We start from the raw sequence: 16,088 nt of genomic DNA, 5'->3' as shown, positions 1-16,088 counted from the left end.
TCGGGGCGTTCCGGACGTCACGCTATGCTCCGATGGTTTCCCTGCCTCCCACGGACCAGGAGTGGCGTGTGACTGTCGCGTTGGTGACCGGTTCCGGCGGTCTGATCGGCTCCGAGGCGGCCCGGCACTTCGCCGGACTCGGTCTCGACGTGGTCGGCATCGACAACGACATGCGGCGGTACTTCTTCGGCGAGGACGGCTCCACAGCCTGGAGCCTGGACCGGCTCGCCGCCGACCTCGGCTCCGCGTACACCCACCACGCCGTCGACATCCGCGACCGCGACGGGCTGGAGCAGGTCTTCAAGCGGTACGGCAAGGACATCGCCGTGGTGATCCACAGCGCCGCGCAGCCGAGCCACGACTGGGCCGCCAAGGAGCCGTTCACCGACTTCGACGTGAACGCCGGCGGCACGCTCAACGTGCTGGAGAACACCCGTCGGCACGCGATCGACGCGCCGTTCATCCACTGTTCCACCAACAAGGTGTACGGCGACCGGCCGAACTCGCTCCCGCTGATCGAGCTGGAGACCCGCTACGAGCTGCCCGAGGACCACCGCTGGTACGACGGCATCACCGAGGACATGTCGATCGACGAGTCGCTGCACTCGATCTTCGGCGCCTCGAAGGTCGCCTCCGACGTGATGGTCCAGGAGTACGGCCGCTACTTCGACATGAGGACCGCCTGCTTCCGGGGCGGCACGCTCACCGGCCCGGCGCACTCCGCCGCCGAGCTGCACGGCTTCCTGGCGTACCTGATGCGGTGCGTGATGGAGGGCCGGACGTACAACCTCTTCGGCTACAAGGGGAAGATGGTCCGGGACGCGATCCACTCGCACGACGTGCTGACCGCGTTCGAGGCGTTCTTCCGCGAGCCGCGCTCCGCCCAGGTCTACAACCTCGGCGGCGGCCGGCACTCGAACACCTCGCACATCGAGGCGTTCCGGATCGCCCAGGAGATCACCGGCCGTGAGGCCCGGATCAACTACGTCGAGCAGGCCCGCACCGGCGACCACCAGTGGTACGTCAGCAGCATGGCCCGGTTCGAGGAGCACTACCCCTCCTGGAAGATCACGTACGACGTGCCGATGATCCTGCGCGAGATCTACGAGGCCAACGTCGACAAGTGGGTGCCGAAGGCATGACCACCGGGACCAAGCGCAACGTGCTCGGCGTCGGGGTCGACGCCACCGACTACACCCGGGCCACCGAGGCCGTGGTGGCGGCCGCGCACGAGCGCCGCCCGCTGGCGCTCACCGCGCTCGCCGTGCACGGCGTGATGACCGGCGTGCTCGACCCGGCGCACAACGCCCGGCTCAACTCGTTCGACGTGGTCACCCCGGACGGGCAGCCGGTGCGCTGGGCGCTCAACCTGCTGCACGGCGCCGGGCTCACCGACCGTGTCTACGGGCCGGAGCTGACCCTGCGGGTACTCGCCCGGTTCGCCGAGGAAGGGCTGCCCGTCTACCTCTACGGCTCCACCGAGGAGACGCTGTCCCGGCTCGTCCCGGCGCTGGAGCGCAAGTTCCCCGCGCTGAAGATCGCCGGAGTCGAGCCGTCCAAGTTCCGTGCCGTCGCGCCGGGCGAGGACGCCGAGATCGCCGACCGGATCCGGGCCAGCGGCGCCCGCCTCGTCCTGGTCGGGCTGGGCTGCCCGCGCCAGGAGGTCTTCGCGTACGCCATGCGCCCGCTGCTGGACATGCCGCTGATGGCTGTCGGCGCGGCCTTCGACTACCACGCCGGCCTGCTGCGCAACCCGCCACCGTGGATGCAGCGCGCCGGACTGGAGTGGTTCTGGCGGCTCGGTCTGGAGCCCAAGCGCCTGTGGCGCCGGTACGTCATCCTCAACCCGGCCTACCTGGCCCGGCTCGCGGCCCAGAAGACCGGCCTGTGGAAGGCCACGCCGCCCGCGCCGGCCACCGGGCGTCCCGCCACGTTCGACGTCTGACCCCCACCCCCTACGGGCAGGGGTACGGGACGAACCGGGGTGCCGTCCCGGATTCGGCGGACGCCGAAACGGGCAAGGCTAGGGGGCATGGATGACCGTCTCGCCCTGCTGCTTCCCGTCGCCGCCGTCTGGCTCGCTGCCGGACTGGTCGCGGAGGCCCTGCCCGGGATCGACCGCGCCCGGGCGCTGCGCCGGCGTACCGGATGGTTGTCCGCCCTGGTCCTGACCGGCCTCGCGCTCACCGCGGCGGTCCTCGCCGCGGGCCTGCAGAGCGCCGGCGACACCACAGTGGACCGCGCCGCCGCCGCGCTCGGCGTCGCGGCGGTGCCGGCCGCCGCGGTGGCGGTCTGCACGGTACGGCGGGTCCGGCGGCTGCGGTCCGGCGCGGGCGCGTTCGCGGCGGCGCCGGGAACGCCCGCCCCGCACGGGCTGCGCGCGGCGGCGGCGCACCCGCTGATCGCGCTGCCGCTCCAGGCGACGGCGATCGCGGTGCTGGTGGCGGTGCTGCCGGCGGTCGGCGTCGACCTGTTCGCCGCGCCGGGCGTCGCCGGACCGGTGATCACCGTCGGGGTGCTCGGCGTGTGCGCGATCGGAGTACGCCACGCGCTGCGGCACAACCGGCTCGCCGAGCGGGCGATGCCGGCCGCCGAGGCGGTGTCAGCGCGACCGGCTCGCGCCCTGCACGTATAGCAGCTCCAGGATCGCGCGGGTCGCCTCGAACCAGCGGTCCAGCCAGCCGGGCGGAGGCACGCTGCCCTTCGGGGGCAGCTCCATCAGCAGGCCACGCAGCAGCGGATGGTCCACCAGGGACTCCTGCTGCTCGACCGGCCAGCCGCTCGGCGGGAAGGACGGCTCGGTCAGCGGGTTGGGGTCCAGCGACGGCAGCGACAGCGGCGCCGCGGCCTGCTCGGGGACGCCACCCTCGCGGGTGTCCTCGCCGTCACCGGAGACCACCTCGGTGAGGACGGTGTCCCGGCGGGCACCCCGGTACTTGCCACCGAACCGCTCGGGCTTGCCCGGGCCGCTGGTGAGGTTCTCTGAACCGATCGTCGTCATCCGTCTCGCCTGCCTTGTTCGGTTGCCGATCCGTGCGGTTCAACGAGGCGGATCGGAACTGGCGACGGGTGCCCGGCGCCGCGCGGGCACGCGGACGCGAATGGTCCCGCCCGGCGGCGCTGCCGGGCGGGACCACATCTCGGTGCCGGTCAGCTCCGGCCGAACACGCCGTTCCGGGCGCGGGCGACGAAGGCGTGCCAGTCGCCCGGAGCGAAGACCAGAGCCGGGCCGGTCTTGTCCTTCGAGTCCCGCACTCCGACCGCCCCGGTCACGTACGCGACCTCGACGCAGTTGTCGCAGTTCGGCCCGCTCTTCGAGCTCTTGAACCACGTCGCCTGCGTCAGGTCCACGGGGAACTCCTTGGTCGCCATTTCCACAGTGGCTCCTCTGCCAGTTTCGCGATATGTGCGATGGACTCCTCCGGGCGCATGGCCGCTGCTCGAATGTGATCGAAGATGAAGCTGTACTTCTGCAGTTCGTCACTCTTCTCCAGGAAGAGCCCACCCGTGGCGTTCTCCGCGTACACGACATCGGGATCACTCGGCTCCGGGAAGCTGAGAATCGTGAAGGTCCCGTCCATGCCGGCGTGCGCTCCCACCTCGAAGGGCAGGACCTGCACTGTCACGTTCGGCAGTTCGGCCACCTCCACCAACCGCTTGAGCTGGCCACGCATCACCACGTCGCCGCCAACCGGCCGGCTCAGCACCGCCTCATCGAGCACCACCCACAGATCGACCGGATCGTCCTGCGTCAACAACGACTGACGGCCCAGACGGACACGCACCCGAGTGTCGACCTGTTCGTCGGTGAAGTCCGGCCGGGCCGCCCGGATCATCGCACCGGCGTACTCCTCGGTCTCCAGCAGACCCGGCACCACCTGCTGCTCGTACGCGCGGATGGAGCTGGCCGCCGCCTCCAGGCCGACGTACGCGCCGACGAGCACCGTGCTGTACGGATGCCACCAGCCCTTCTGCCGGGCCTCCCGGGCGATCTGCACCAGCTCGTCGCTCTCCGCGCCGACCACCCCGTAGATACGGAGCATGTCGCGTACGTCGCGCGGGGTCGCCGTGGTGTGGCCGGTCTCGATCCGGGAGATCTTGGACGCCGAGCACTCCAGCTGCTCGGCGACGACTTCGATGGTGATGCCCGCCGCCTCCCGCTGCCGGCGGAGTTCCGCCCCCAGCCGGCGTCGCCGGATGGTGGGGCTGCGCCGTTCGCTCACGGTGCCGTCCATCGGCTTGCGGGACCACGCTTCACAGTCACCCGGCTACCTCCGGTCGGTCGCGCCCCGGTTCGGCTCCCACCGCTGGCGCGACCGGCGGGCGGCGGGTGTTCGTTCGCGGCAGGGGTGGTGCCGGTCGTCGACCGGCCGCGACGGGCGAAACCGGCGTCCAGTGTGCCGCTCCGATACCTGACGCTTCAAGTTTCGGCGTTTGCGTGTCCGACTCACCTATCAGCAAAAGTCGACGTGCAACTTGCATGTCGCACGTCCCTGATGCAGTCTGTCCGTATGGCACGGGTTACTCACCGTCTTCGCTTGATCTCCGGGAGTGGTGACACCACGCTCCGTGGGACGGCCGGAGGGGAGCCGTCCCGCGCCGTGCGACCTGCTCCGGAATGAAGACCCCGTCGCTGCACGCCGGCTTGGCTGCGGCGGCGGGAGCGGTAACCGGGAGCAGCCGGGTGATGGTCGGGTGGCGGTCCGCCACCGTGGGTACGGCCCGACCAGCACCGACCCACCGACCGCCGGTCCACGAGGCAGACCCCCCGTCATCGGACCGCACCGACCCCCGTTCAGCCTCGCCGGTCCCACCGGCCGACCTTCCCAGGAGCCCATGTGCTTCCCCGCTCCGGTGACGTACTGCACGTGACTCGCGCGGCGAGTGTCCAGTTCCTCCGACCGATCATGTTCCGGGTGATCCGGGTGCTCGACTGGCCGACCTACGACGGTTGGCTCTGGCTCGACGGCTACGAGTTGAACGCGGCGGGGGACGCGGTCAACCGGAGGTCGATCTTCGTACTCCAGGAGGGGTTGCGACAGCTCCAGGCCGCGCCGGCTCCGCGTCAGCACACCGTGCGGACGCCCCGCCGCCCGGTGGTCCGGACCCCGGTCCGGGTCGGCTGACCTCACGATTTCCGGTCGGGAGGGCGTGCCGTCGCCATAGAATCGGTACGCCCACCCCGGCACGTTCCACCCCGCGCGCCATGGACCCCTGAACCTGGGATGGTCATGGTCAACTTGCCCGCCGCGCGGCGGCACCACCGGTCCCGTATCGGCTATGCCCTCGGGCTCTTCCTCTTCCTCGTCACCGCGACCGCGCTTGCGCTCGCGGTACGTCATCCCGCCTTCTCCGCCACCCAGCAGCTCGCCGAGCCCGTGCCGGCCCCGGAGATCACCGTGGCCGGCGAGGAAGGCCGGACGGGATCCGACACGGCCGGGTCCGACACGGCCGACTCCGATGCCGCCGACTCCGACGAGTCGGACGACGAGGACGGCTGGGCCGGCGCCGATCCGCCGGAGGACGAGGACGGCCGGGCTGCAGGTGCCGGGGGCGGCGAGGGCGCGCTCGCCGAACGGCCGACCGACACGAACGACGACCTCAGCCGGTCACTGTTCTACTCCGGGCTGCTCGGGCTCGCCATCTCGCTGGCCGGGCTGGGCCTGGTCGGCACCCGCAGACGCCAGTGGTGAGTCGGTGCGTGGTGGGAGCGTCAGGGTGTGGTGGTCGTCGCCGGGGCCGATCCGGGGGTGCTCGGGCCGTTCGTCGGCGGCGCGGGCACGGCCACCACGATGGTGACCCGGTCGTCCTCGCCCACCGGGTAACCGGCCTCGGGATCGGTGGAGATCACCGTGCCGGCCGGGCGGTCCGACGCCCGCCGCTGCACCCGGTAGTCCAGGTCCAGCCGGTCGAGCGCCGCCCGGGCGGCCGCCTCCGGCAGCCCCACCAGCGGCGGCATCGGCACCTCGACCGGTGCGGTCGTGGCCGGCGGCGTACTCGGCGGTGAACTACTCGGCGCGGCGCTGGTCGGCGCGGCGGTCGTCGGGGCGGCGCTCGTCTGTGCCGAGATGCTCGGCACCGGCGGACCCGGATCGGAGCCCCGGTCGGCGGCCCGCAGCGCCAGCCACACCCCCGCCCCGATCAACCCGAGCAGGAGCAGCGCCAGGATGCCGAGCAGGATCGGCATCCACCAGCGGCGCCCGGCCTGCTCGTCGCCGTACCACTCGCCGCCGGGCTCGGGATAGCCCGCCGGCCGTGGTGGCGGCACACCGGCCCGACCAGACCAGGCGCCCACCGGCTCCTGCGGGGCGGTCGCGTCGAGCGGACGGCGTGAGCCGCCCTGTCCTGCCGGTCCGCCGGGCAACGGGCGGGTGGCGTCGCCCGCGTCCCGTGGTATGGCGCGGGTCGCCTCCACGTCCTCCCCGGCCGCGTTCCGCGGCATCGCACGGGTCGCCTCCGCGTCTTCCCCGGCCGTGTCGCGCGGCATGGCACGGGTGGCGTCGGCGTCCGGATCCGGGGGCAGCGCCCGGGTCGCGTCCGCGTCACCGGCGGGTGGTTCCTGACGGTCGTCGCTCATGGCACGTCCTTTCCCCACCGGGACGGGGCGCACGGCCCTCGATCGTCCACCGTAGCGGTCCCCGGCGACACCGGCTGGGATCAGCGCGCCGCGTCCGTCAGGGAGTCGGCGACGGGGAGACAGTCGGCGGCGTGGACGCCTTGTCGCCGCAGGTGAGCGTCACCTGGTCGTTCCACCGGGCGGTGCCGCCGGCCACCGGCTGCTGCGCCGTGACCGGACCCTGGCGTCCGGTGGCGTACCGGGGATAGAGCCCCGCCTCCACCAGATCGTCGGCCGCGTCGGAGCAGGACAGCGTGCCCACGTCGGGCACTGTCACGGTCGGCGCGGGCCCGGCGACCCACACGGTGACAGTGGTGCCGCGCTTCACCGGGGTGCCGGGAGCCGGTGAGGTGCGCTCCACGGTGCGTCCGGTGCCCGTACCGAACACCAGTCGCCAGCCGAGCCGGCGCTCGCGCAGATCCCGGCGGGCCTGCTCGAAGTCGACGCCCACCACCTCGGGCACCGTGAGCCCGGCCGGGGCGCTGCTGCGCGTACCGGACGGCCGGGCGGTGGTGGTGGTCGGCGGCGCTGTGGTCGCGGAGGCCGATGTGGACGCGGCACCGACCGGTGCGGTGTCGCCGCGTTCGGCCGGGCGCTCCGGCTCGCCGGCAAGGATCCACCCGACGCTGGCGCCGATCACCGCCAGCAGGATCACGGCCACGCCACCGCCGAGGAGCATCCTGCCCCGCCTCGGTCCACTGCCGTCGCCTACCGGTTCCCGCTCGTCCGTCATGCTCCCCGCCCCGATCATCGACGACCGTATCCGTTGCTGCGGAACGGTCACGGCCCGTCGTCACGACTCGCCGCGCCGACCTCGGGACGTTACGCTCCCCGGCATGGTCAGACGGGGCTGGGGAGGATCGACAGCCGCCGCGCTCGGCGTCGCCGCCGGCGCAGGCGCCGCGCAGCTCGGTTTCGGGTACGGGCTGGGCATCATCAACTGGGCGCCGGCCGGCGCGGTACGGGCCGAGGCGGCCTGGGTGGCGAGCCTCGCTTGGGCGACCTGGATCGCGGCGACATCGGTCATCGTCGGTGCGGTCTGCGCCCAGCGCCTACGCGGCAGCGACGACGAGCCGCGGGGCACGCTGCCCCGGCTCGGCCTGGCGCTCGCCGCGGGTGTCGGCGCGATCGTCACCGTTCTGCTGGTGGCGGTTCCGGCGCGGGCGGCCCGGGTGCCCGACGTCTCCGCCCCGCAGGCCGTCGCCGCCGCGTACGCGGGTGCGGGGCTGCTGCTCGGCGTGCTGCTCGCCGTCTGGGCGCTGCACACCCGGGCCGCCGCCACGAACCTGATCGCCACCACCGGCTGGCTCTGGCTGCTCGCCGTGGTGTCGGTGGTCGACGGGGTGGTCGCCGGCCGTGGCCTGACCACCGCCCAGCTCGGCATCTGGCAGATCAGCGCGGACCGTGGCGCGTTCTGGATCCGCGACTACTTCTACTGGCCCGGTGCGCTGCTGTCGGTGCTCTCCGCCCTGGTGATCGGCTTGGTGGCGGCCCGCCGAGCCGCCCGCGCACCGGAGATCCGGGTCGGCGTGGCGGCCTCCGGGGCGGCCGGACCGCTGCTCGTCGCGCTGGCGTACCTGCTGGCCGTGCCGCGCCTCGCCGGGATCGCCGCGGAACAGTTGTCGGCCCACCTGATCGCCCCGTACGCGGTGATCGCCGGCGTCGGCGGCTCGGTGGTGATGGCCGCGCTGGCCCAGCGCGCCGAGCGCCGGAGCGCCGAGCGGGTGACACTGCCACGGCAGCGCACCGGCGAGCCGGACGAGATCAGCGGGGATGCCGACCCGGCCCCCGCAGACCCGACCGAGGCGGACCCGCAGTCGCCGTCGGGCACGTCGAAGTCGGGCCGGTCGGACGCGTCGACGGGGAGCGGATCGGCTTCGGGCCTGTCAGACACCTCGGCGTCGGGCCGGTCCGTGTCGGATGGCTCCGCGTCGGGCCGGTCGACGTCTGGCCGGTCGGCATCGGGCCTCGCCGACCAGGCGACCGGGCCGGTCAAGGCGCCGGACACGTCGGTCGGGCCGAGCCGGAACACCGGCGTGGAGGACGGACCGGGCACGGCATCCGGCCGGCCGGAGACCGAGCGGGGTCGTGCCACCCGGTCCGCCACCGGCCGACGAGGCCGGGCCATACCACCGCAGCGGCAACCCGAGGCATCCGAGCAGACTGCCCCCACAGGGCCACGCGACAAGGCGCCCGACGAGGCGAACCCGAATGACGACCCCCCGTCCCCGGGCAAGCCTTCCCCAACCGACCCGCCGACCAGCGACACCACCCGCCGCCGAGGCCGCTGAGCCCTTCCCACACCCACCCAGCCGCGCCGATCTTGCAGTCGTGGCCCCTCGAATCTCCCGAATGGGAGGTTTGTCAGGGCCACAAGTGCAAGATCGACGAGCCGGAGGGCGGGCGGGGGGAAGTCAGTCGACGGGCCAGGTGTGGACGGGCTCGTTGCCGCGTTGCAGCTCGGCGTACCGCTGGACCATGTGGTGCAGCGCCGCCTCCCGGTCCAGGCCCCGGCTTCGCTCGGCCGTCCACACCGTCTCGGTCTGCCAGACCGCGCCGTTGCGGCCGGTACGGCAGCGGCCCTCGATCACGCCGAGCAGGCGGTCCCGCTCGGCCGGGGCGACACCGAACCGGTCCAGCCCTTGCGCGGCCACCGGCAGCAGCGTGTCGAGCACGAGCCTGGTGACCGGCACGTCGCCGAGCCGGGGCCAGTGCAGGACCGCTTCGATGCCGCGCCGGGCGGCGGCGTGGAAGTTCTCCTCCGCCGAGCTGAACGTCAACTGGCTCCAGATCGGACGGTCCGACTCGGCGAGGCCGCGGGCCAGCCCGAAGTAGAACGCCGCGTTGGCGAGCATGTCCACCACTGTCGGGCCGGCGGGCAGCACCCGGTTCTCCACCCGCAGGTGCGGACGGTCGTTCATGATGTCGTAGACCGGCCGGTTCCAGCGGTAGACGGTGCCGTTGTGCAGCCGCAGCTCACCGAGTTTGGGCACGCCACCGGCGTGCAGCACCTCGACCGGGTCCTCCTCCTCGCAGATGGGCAGCAGCGGCGGGAAGTAGCGGACGTTCTCCTCGAACAGGTCGAAGATCGAGGTGATCCAGCGCTCGCCGAACCACACCCGGGGGCGTACGCCCTGGGCCTTCAGCTCGTCCGGACGGGTGTCGGTGGCCTGCTGGAACAGCGCGATCCGGGTCTCCGCCCAGAGCTGCCGGCCGTAGAGGAACGGCGAGTTGGCGCCGACTGCGACCTGCACGCCGGCGATCGCCTGGGAGGCGTTCCAGTAGTCGGCGAAGCTGTCCGGCGCGACCTGGAGGTGGAACTGGAGGCTGGTGCAGGCGGCCTCCGGCGCGATCGAGTCGGTGTGCGTACGCAGCCGCTCGACGCCGTTGATGTCCAGCTCGATGTCCTCGCCCCGGGCGCCGACGATCTGGTCGTTGAGGACGCGGTACCGCTCGTTCGTGGAGAGGTTGTCGGCGACCAGGTGGCGCTCGGTGAGCGTGGGCAGGATGCCGACCATCATGATCGTCGCGTCGGACTTGGCGGCCCGCTCGTCGGCGCGGCTGAGGCTGCTGCGCAGATCCTGCTCGTAGTCGGCGAAGCCGCCGCCCTCGATCAGCCGGGGCGACGCGTTGAGTTCGAGGTTGAACTGCCCCAGTTCGGTCTGGAACAGCGGGTCGGCGATGTCGGCCAGGATCTGGTCGTTGCGCATTGCCGGTTCGGCGGCGGCGTCGATCAGGTTCAGCTCGATCTCCAGCCCGGTCATCGGGCGGTCGGCGTCGAAGCCGAAGTCGTCGAGCATCAGCGCGAAGACGTCCAGACATCGCCGGACCTTCTGCCGGTAGCGGACCCGATCCTCGCGGGAGAAGGCGCCCTGCTCGACGTCTCTGCCCATGTGCCCTCCCGGCGCCGGTGCGACGGAACCGTTCCGTTCCGCAACGCATTGTGAACCATTCGTGTGGTGGACGTAAGTGCGCCCACCCCGCCGCCCGGCTGGACGGGCGGCAGGTCTGCACCTGTACCCCGTCGCCGCGGTCACCAGCGCGTCCGGGCGGAGAACTTCACGTGACGATTCGCACCGCCGGGGCGTACACGAGAGGGGCCCGCACCGTCGGCGGACGGTGCGGGCCCCATTGGCCTGTGCCGGGCTCAGCCCTGGCGGATGGCCTCACCCTCGATCTCGATCTTGATCTTGCGGCCGACCAGGACGCCGCCGGTCTCCAGCGCCACGTTCCAGGTCAGGCCGAAGTCCTCCCGGTCGATCTCGGTGGAGGCGGAGAAGCCGAAGATGTCCTGCCCGAACGGGCTGCGGCCGACGCCCTCGAACTCCACCTCGAGCTCGACCTGACGGGTCACGCCCTTGATGGTCAGCTCACCGGCGAGCACGAACTCGTTGCCGTCGCGGGACTTCACCTCGGTGCTGCGGAACTCCAGCGTCGGGAACTGCTCCGCGTCGAGGAACTCCGGGCTGCGCAGGTGCGCGTCGCGGTCCGCCTGGGCGGTGTTGATGCTGGCCGCCTGGATGCTGGCGGTGACCGAGGACTGCATCGGGTCGTCGGTGACGGTGATGGTGGCGGTGGCGTCCGCGAACTCACCGCGTACCTTGCTGACCATCATGTGCCGCGCGACGAAGCCGACACGCTTGTGCGCGGCGTCCAGCACGTAGGTGCCGGGGGTGGGGATGGTGAGACCCTCCCAGTCGCGGGTAGTCGCCTCGGTGCTGCTGGTCATGATGCTCTCCTCTGGAGAAGATTGTTTAGGAGCCCAACGACTGACTGAGCAACTATAGTTGAGACAATATTCCCCGTGTCAAGTGTTGCTAGGATGGTGGCGTGGACCAGAACGTGTTCGACGACCCCCGGATCACTGCCGTCGGCCTGCTCGTCGAGGCGCATGCCGGGCTCGCCGCCCGGTTCGCCGCCCAGTTCGAGGAGCACGGCCTCTCCCCGGTCGAGTTCGAGGTGCTGACTCGGCTCGCCCGCTCACCCAACAACCAGCTGCGGATGACCGATCTGGCCGCGCAGACCTCGCTCTCCACCAGCGGCGTGACGCGCGTGGTGGACCGGATGGAGCGGGACGGGCTGATCTGCCGGCGCGCCTGCCCGTCCGACCGGCGCAGTTCCTTCGCGGTGGTGACCGCCGCCGGCCTGAGCCGACTGGACGACGTCCTTCCCGGCCATCTGCGGATCATCGAGCAGTGGTTCACCAGCCAGCTCGACCCGGCACAGCTCGACGGGCTGCTGGACGGGCTGCGCCGGGTACGCGACGCGGTCCATCCGGGTGCCACCGCCGGCAGCACCGAGCCGGCCGAGGACGCCGCCTGACGGTCAGCGACCTGCCGGGCACTACCCGCCGGTCACCGGCAGAACAACCGGCAGAACCGTCCGAGCGGACGGACAAACCGGTCCGTATATTCGCGAATCGGTCGTCCGACCTCGGTATTCTTCCGGCAGCGGGGGGCACCGGGGGGTGCTGGCGCGAGCGTGGAGCGAGGGGCAGCACCAGGGGGCTACTTCGCTCGCGCCACCCCCGCGCCCTCCGCCTCCCAGTGCCCTGACCGACGCTATCCGCCGGCCACTGGTGCTCATCCGGCCACTGGTGCTCATCGCCCGCGTCGGGCCGCCAGGGAGAACAGCAACTCCTCCTCCTGCGGCAGCAGGCTGACGCCGGTGACCTGCCGCGCCGCGTCCAGCCGGTCCAGCACACGCGGGTCCGCGGTGCTGACCGCCAGCCCCACGAGCGCCTCGACCAGATCCCGCCGGTCGGCGACACCTTCGGCCGCGTCCGCAGCCGCGGCGAACCACTCCGCCGCCAGCTCCCGGTCTCCCCGGTGCAGCGCCACGTGCCCCTCGATCAACCCGCGCAACGCGTCCTCGGTGCGGGCGTCCCCACCCGCGCCGGGCGGGTCGAGCATCTCCACGGCCGGTGGACGGCGCCGGCCCGGCACCGCGCCCGACGGCCACAGCTCGGCGACAGTGGCCAGCGCCTCGTCCGTGCGGCCGGCGTGGGCGAGGGCCAACCCGACCGCGCCGACCGTCCGGCGCCGCCGCCCGGGATCGCCCAGTTCCGCGAGCGCGGCGGCCACCCGGCGCCCCTGCTCGACCGCCTCGGCGAATCGGCCCTCCAGGCGGGTCAGTTCGGCCTGATCGGCCCGCGCCAGCACACGCAGGCGCTGGTCACCGCACTGCGCCGCCAGGCGATCCACAGCGGCCAGCCGCCGCCGGGCCCCGGCCAGCCGCCCTTCCCGTACGTCGTGCCAGGTCAGATGTGCCTGGGCGACGGCCATCTCGCGTACCCGGTGGTGCCGGGTGGCCGAGGCCAGCGCGGCGTCGGCCTGCTCGCGGGCCTCGTCGTGCGCGCCGAGCCCGAGCAGCAGCGCGCAGAGCACGGACCGGGCGGACAGTTCGCCGGTCACGTCGCCCGCCTCGGCGAAGACGGTCAGGGCGGCCCGGGCGGCCGGCAGTTCCTCCGCACCCGCGCCGTGTTCGGCGGCCAGCCGTGCCGCGCCCAGCATGGCCCAGGCCCGCAGCGTGGGCCGGGCACCCGCGGTACGCGGATCGGCGAGCAGCCGCCGCAGCCGGCGGCGGCCGGAGACGTCCCGCCCGCGCAGCCGCCACCACCGGGGCAGTGAGGCGGCGAGCAGGAGCGCCGTCTCCGGCGCGTGCTCGGCGGCGTACGCCAGCGCGGCCGTGATGTCGCTCGTCGCCTCGTCGAGCGCGCGCACCGAGCCGGGCATCTGCGCGCCCACCAGCCCCGGCGCGGTGCGGTGAACCAGACCAGTGATCACCGCGGCGTGCCGCATCCGGATCCGGGCGGTCTCGCCGTCGGCGTCGGCCTGCTCCGCGGCGAAGTCACGGACCGCGTCCAGCAGACGGAACCGGAACGGACCGGTGCCCCGGACGCTGAGCAGGCCCAGCTCGCGCAGCCGGTCCAGCATCGGCGCGGCGTCCCACCGCCGGCCGCCGTCGGCGAGCAGATCCTCGGCCAGCTCGACCGACCAGCGGTTACGGAACGCGGACAGCCGCCGCAACGCCGTCCGGTCGGCGGGAGTGAGCAGGTGATAGCTCGTCGCCACCGCGTCGCGCAGCGTCACCGTGCCGGTGGACGGGTCGGCGGGCTCCCAGCCGGGGCGTACGCCGGTCAGGTCCAGGACGCGGTCGCCGTAGCGGTCGAGCAGCTCGGTGACGTCGAGGATGCGTCCCCGTGCCGCCATCAGCTCGATGGCGAGCGGCAGTCCGCCGAGCCGGCGTACGAGCGCGGCGAGCGCCGGCAGCTCAGCCGGGGTGGGCGGTTCCCGGCGGACCTGGGCCAGCCGGGCGGCGAACAGCGCCGCCGCCGGCCAGCGGTCCAGGACGGCCCGGTCGGCGGGCTCGACGCCGGCCGGTGGCACGTCGAGCGGCGCGACCGGCCGGACCAGCTCGCCGGGCAGACCCGCCGGGCGACGGCCGGTCACCAGCACCCGCAGCGTCGGCACGGCGGCGGTCAGGACGCGGAGCGCCTCGGCCACCGCGTCCGGTGCCCGGTCGACGGCGTCCACGAGCAGCAGCGCCCGCCGATCGCCGATCCGGCAGGACAGGTCGGCCAGCCGGTTCACGCCGAACATCGACGCCGACGCGGCGAGCACGTCGGCGGTGTCCGAGCCCTCGCCCACGAGCACCCCGGCCACGCCCGCCGGGTGGCGGGCCGCCACCGCGTGCGCGACAGTGACGGCCAGCGCCGTCTTGCCCACCCCGGCGAGCCCCACGAGGCTCACCACCGGGTACGCGTCGAGCAGGCCGCACACCTCCGCCACGTCCCGTTCGCGGCCGAGCAGCGGTACGGGCTGGGGCAGCGCCACCGGCGGATCGTCGGCGGCGGCACCGGCGGCGGAAAGGCGGGATGCCGGGGGCCGGGCGGTGTCGACGAACTCGCGCCGCTCGTCACCGCTCAGACCGAGCGCGTCGGCCAGCAGATCGACTGTGGTGCGCTGGGGCCGGGTGGCGCGCCCCCGTTCCAGATCGCGGACCGTCCGTACGCCCACGCCGGCCCGGCCCGCCAGCTCGGCCTGGGTCAGGCCGACGGCGAGCCGGTGCCCGCGCAGCAGGTCGGACAGACCGGTACGACCGCCCGGGCCCCGCGCACGGTCATGATCCGGAGTCATGGGCACGAAGATTACGGATGGACTCCGACGCTCCACAGCCCATCGTCAACCACCCGACCGTCCACTGCCGATATCCGACAGGGCGCGATTTCGCGTGTCCTCACATGCCGAGGTCGCGTGCGATGATCATGCGCTGCACCTCGCTGGTGCCCTCGCCGATCTCCAGGATCTTGGAGTCGCGCCAGAAGCGGGCCACCGGGTACTCGTTCATGAAGCCGTACCCGCCGTGGATCTGCGTCGCCTCGCGGGCGTTGTCCACGGCGACAGTGGAGGCGTGCAGCTTGGCGATGGCCGCCTGGCGCTTGAACGGCTCACCGGCGAGCATCCGGGCGGCCGCGTCGTAGTAGGCCAGCCGGGCCGTGTGCGCCTTCATCTCCATGTCCGCGATCTTGAACTGGATGGCCTGGTAGTTGCCGATCGGCTGGCCGAACGCCTGGCGTTCCTTCGCGTACTTGATCGACTCGTCCACGCAGCCCTGGGCCAGGCCGACGGCGAGCGCCGCGATGGCGATCCGGCCCTCGTCCAGGATGCGCAGGAACTGCGCGAAGCCCCGGCCGCGCTCCCCGAGCAGGTTGGCGGCCGGCACCCGGCAGTCGTCGAACGTCAGCTCGTGCGTGTCCGACGCGTTCCAGCCGACCTTGGAGTAGCCGGGCGCGACGGTGAACCCGGGCGTACCCGACGGCACGATGATCGTGGACAGCTCCTTGCCGCCGTCCGGCCGCGTACCGGTGACGGCGGTGACGGTGACCAGCGCGGTGATGTCGGTGCCGGAGTTGGTGATGAACGCCTTCGAGCCGTTGATCACCCACTCGTCGCCGTCCAGGACGGCCCGCGTCCGGGTGCCGCCCGCGTCCGACCCGGTGCCCGGCTCGGTGAGCCCGAACCCGGCCAGCGCCTCACCGCTGAGCAGCTTCGGCAGCCACTGCGCCTTCTGCTCCTCGGTGCCGAACCGGTAGATCGGCATCGCGCCGAGCGACACCGCCGCCTCCAGCGTGATCGCCACGCTGGAGTCGACCCGGGCCAGCTCCTCCAGCGCCAGGCAGAGCGCGAAGTAGTCGCCGCCCATGCCGCCGTGCTCCTCCGGGAAGGGCAGCCCGAACAGGCCCATCTTGCCCATCTGACGGACGATCTCGTACGGGAAGGTGTGCTGCTCGTAGTGCTCGGCGATGGTGGGTGCGACCACCTCGCGGGCGAACTCCCGCACGCTGGAGCGCAGCGCCTCCTGTTCGTCGCTGAGCCGGAAGTCCATCTGATCCTCCTGGTGGGACGGCGGTACGGACGGGCCGGGCGCTCGTGACGCCGGGGCGTGGGTCGGTCGGACCCGGGGTGGGCGT

At 72.9% G+C, this 16,088-nt stretch carries 16 protein-coding genes; 7 read left to right on the top strand and 9 right to left on the bottom strand.

What is annotated here, in order from left to right; all coding sequences use genetic code 11:
- Positions 1–32 precede the first annotated feature (32 nt).
- The 3 genes from GA0070562_RS01290 to GA0070562_RS01280 all read left to right on the top strand — a co-directional run bounded on the left by GA0070562_RS01290 (position 33) and on the right by GA0070562_RS01280 (position 2,635).
- Positions 33–1,142 (top strand): NAD-dependent epimerase/dehydratase family protein, encoded by a 1,110-nt coding sequence (locus GA0070562_RS01290; protein ID WP_175438584.1) that lies wholly within the window; start codon positions 33–35, stop codon positions 1,140–1,142.
- On the top strand, positions 1,139–1,945 hold the full coding sequence (locus GA0070562_RS01285; RefSeq protein ID WP_091413677.1) for a WecB/TagA/CpsF family glycosyltransferase: 807 nt from the start codon (positions 1,139–1,141) through the stop codon (positions 1,943–1,945). Before GA0070562_RS01290 ends, GA0070562_RS01285 begins: the two co-directional genes overlap by 4 nt.
- Positions 1,946–2,032: 87 nt before the next feature.
- Positions 2,033–2,635, top strand: coding sequence for a hypothetical protein (locus GA0070562_RS01280; protein ID WP_091413675.1), 603 nt, complete (start codon positions 2,033–2,035; stop codon positions 2,633–2,635).
- Here GA0070562_RS01280 and GA0070562_RS01275 read toward each other — a convergent pair.
- The 3 genes from GA0070562_RS01275 to GA0070562_RS01265 all read right to left on the bottom strand — a co-directional run bounded on the left by GA0070562_RS01275 (position 2,603) and on the right by GA0070562_RS01265 (position 4,223).
- Positions 2,603–3,001, bottom strand: a complete 399-nt coding sequence (locus tag GA0070562_RS01275; RefSeq protein WP_091413673.1) for a hypothetical protein — start codon at positions 2,999–3,001, stop codon at positions 2,603–2,605. The two genes, GA0070562_RS01280 and GA0070562_RS01275, sit on opposite strands and share 33 nt — an antisense overlap.
- 149 nt (positions 3,002–3,150) lie before the next feature.
- Positions 3,151–3,372 (bottom strand): DUF397 domain-containing protein, encoded by a 222-nt coding sequence (locus GA0070562_RS01270; RefSeq protein WP_013283299.1) that lies wholly within the window; start codon positions 3,370–3,372, stop codon positions 3,151–3,153.
- Complete coding sequence (locus GA0070562_RS01265) at positions 3,342–4,223, bottom strand: helix-turn-helix domain-containing protein (protein ID WP_091415989.1); 882 nt, start codon at positions 4,221–4,223, stop codon at positions 3,342–3,344. The genes GA0070562_RS01270 and GA0070562_RS01265 overlap by 31 nt, the downstream gene beginning before the upstream one ends.
- A gap of 615 nt (positions 4,224–4,838) precedes the next feature.
- Between GA0070562_RS01265 and GA0070562_RS01260 the strand changes: the two genes are divergently transcribed.
- Together GA0070562_RS01260 and GA0070562_RS01255 are read left to right on the top strand one after the other, a co-directional pair.
- The gene (locus tag GA0070562_RS01260; protein WP_091413671.1) at positions 4,839–5,126 is read left to right on the top strand and encodes a hypothetical protein; all 288 of its coding nucleotides are present in this window, start codon (positions 4,839–4,841) and stop codon (positions 5,124–5,126) included.
- A 99-nt stretch (positions 5,127–5,225) separates the two neighbouring features.
- Positions 5,226–5,693 (top strand): hypothetical protein, encoded by a 468-nt coding sequence (locus GA0070562_RS01255; RefSeq protein ID WP_175438583.1) that lies wholly within the window; start codon positions 5,226–5,228, stop codon positions 5,691–5,693.
- A gap of 20 nt (positions 5,694–5,713) precedes the next feature.
- On the opposite strand, the gene GA0070562_RS01250 is transcribed toward GA0070562_RS01255, so the two are convergent.
- Both GA0070562_RS01250 and GA0070562_RS01245 read right to left on the bottom strand, forming a co-directional pair.
- The gene (locus GA0070562_RS01250; RefSeq protein ID WP_091413669.1) at positions 5,714–6,577 is read right to left on the bottom strand and encodes a PASTA domain-containing protein; all 864 of its coding nucleotides are present in this window, start codon (positions 6,575–6,577) and stop codon (positions 5,714–5,716) included.
- A 97-nt stretch (positions 6,578–6,674) separates the two neighbouring features.
- Positions 6,675–7,295, bottom strand: a complete 621-nt coding sequence (locus GA0070562_RS01245; protein ID WP_225853405.1) for a PASTA domain-containing protein — start codon at positions 7,293–7,295, stop codon at positions 6,675–6,677.
- Positions 7,296–7,452: 157 nt separating this feature from the next.
- Between GA0070562_RS01245 and GA0070562_RS31020 the strand changes: the two genes are divergently transcribed.
- Positions 7,453–8,907 carry a hypothetical protein gene (locus tag GA0070562_RS31020; protein ID WP_091413665.1) on the top strand — a complete coding sequence of 485 codons (1,455 nt, stop codon included), beginning with the start codon at positions 7,453–7,455 and terminating at the stop codon, positions 8,905–8,907.
- A 123-nt stretch (positions 8,908–9,030) separates the two neighbouring features.
- On the opposite strand, the gene GA0070562_RS01235 is transcribed toward GA0070562_RS31020, so the two are convergent.
- Positions 9,031–10,509, bottom strand: a complete 1,479-nt coding sequence (locus GA0070562_RS01235) for a glutamate-cysteine ligase family protein (protein WP_091413663.1) — start codon at positions 10,507–10,509, stop codon at positions 9,031–9,033.
- A gap of 254 nt (positions 10,510–10,763) precedes the next feature.
- Complete coding sequence (locus GA0070562_RS01230; protein ID WP_091413661.1) at positions 10,764–11,345, bottom strand: YceI family protein; 582 nt, start codon at positions 11,343–11,345, stop codon at positions 10,764–10,766.
- A 101-nt stretch (positions 11,346–11,446) separates the two neighbouring features.
- Here GA0070562_RS01230 and GA0070562_RS01225 point away from each other — a divergent pair, with 101 nt between their 5' ends.
- Positions 11,447–11,938, top strand: a complete 492-nt coding sequence (locus GA0070562_RS01225) for a MarR family winged helix-turn-helix transcriptional regulator (protein WP_091413659.1) — start codon at positions 11,447–11,449, stop codon at positions 11,936–11,938.
- 278 nt (positions 11,939–12,216) lie between these two features.
- On the opposite strand, the gene GA0070562_RS01220 is transcribed toward GA0070562_RS01225, so the two are convergent.
- Both GA0070562_RS01220 and GA0070562_RS01215 read right to left on the bottom strand, forming a co-directional pair.
- A complete protein-coding gene (locus GA0070562_RS01220) occupies positions 12,217–14,754 on the bottom strand; it encodes an ATP-binding protein (RefSeq protein WP_091413657.1) in 2,538 nt (845 codons plus the stop codon).
- A gap of 100 nt (positions 14,755–14,854) precedes the next feature.
- On the bottom strand, positions 14,855–16,003 hold the full coding sequence (locus GA0070562_RS01215; protein WP_091413654.1) for an acyl-CoA dehydrogenase family protein: 1,149 nt from the start codon (positions 16,001–16,003) through the stop codon (positions 14,855–14,857).
- Between the last annotated feature and the right edge of the window lie 85 nt (positions 16,004–16,088).

The organism is Micromonospora tulbaghiae, assembly GCF_900091605.1.
GTDB classification, from domain to species: domain Bacteria; phylum Actinomycetota; class Actinomycetes; order Mycobacteriales; family Micromonosporaceae; genus Micromonospora; species Micromonospora tulbaghiae.
The sequence above is the reverse complement of the archived record's forward strand: the minus strand, read 5'-3'. Positions and strand labels throughout refer to the sequence as shown.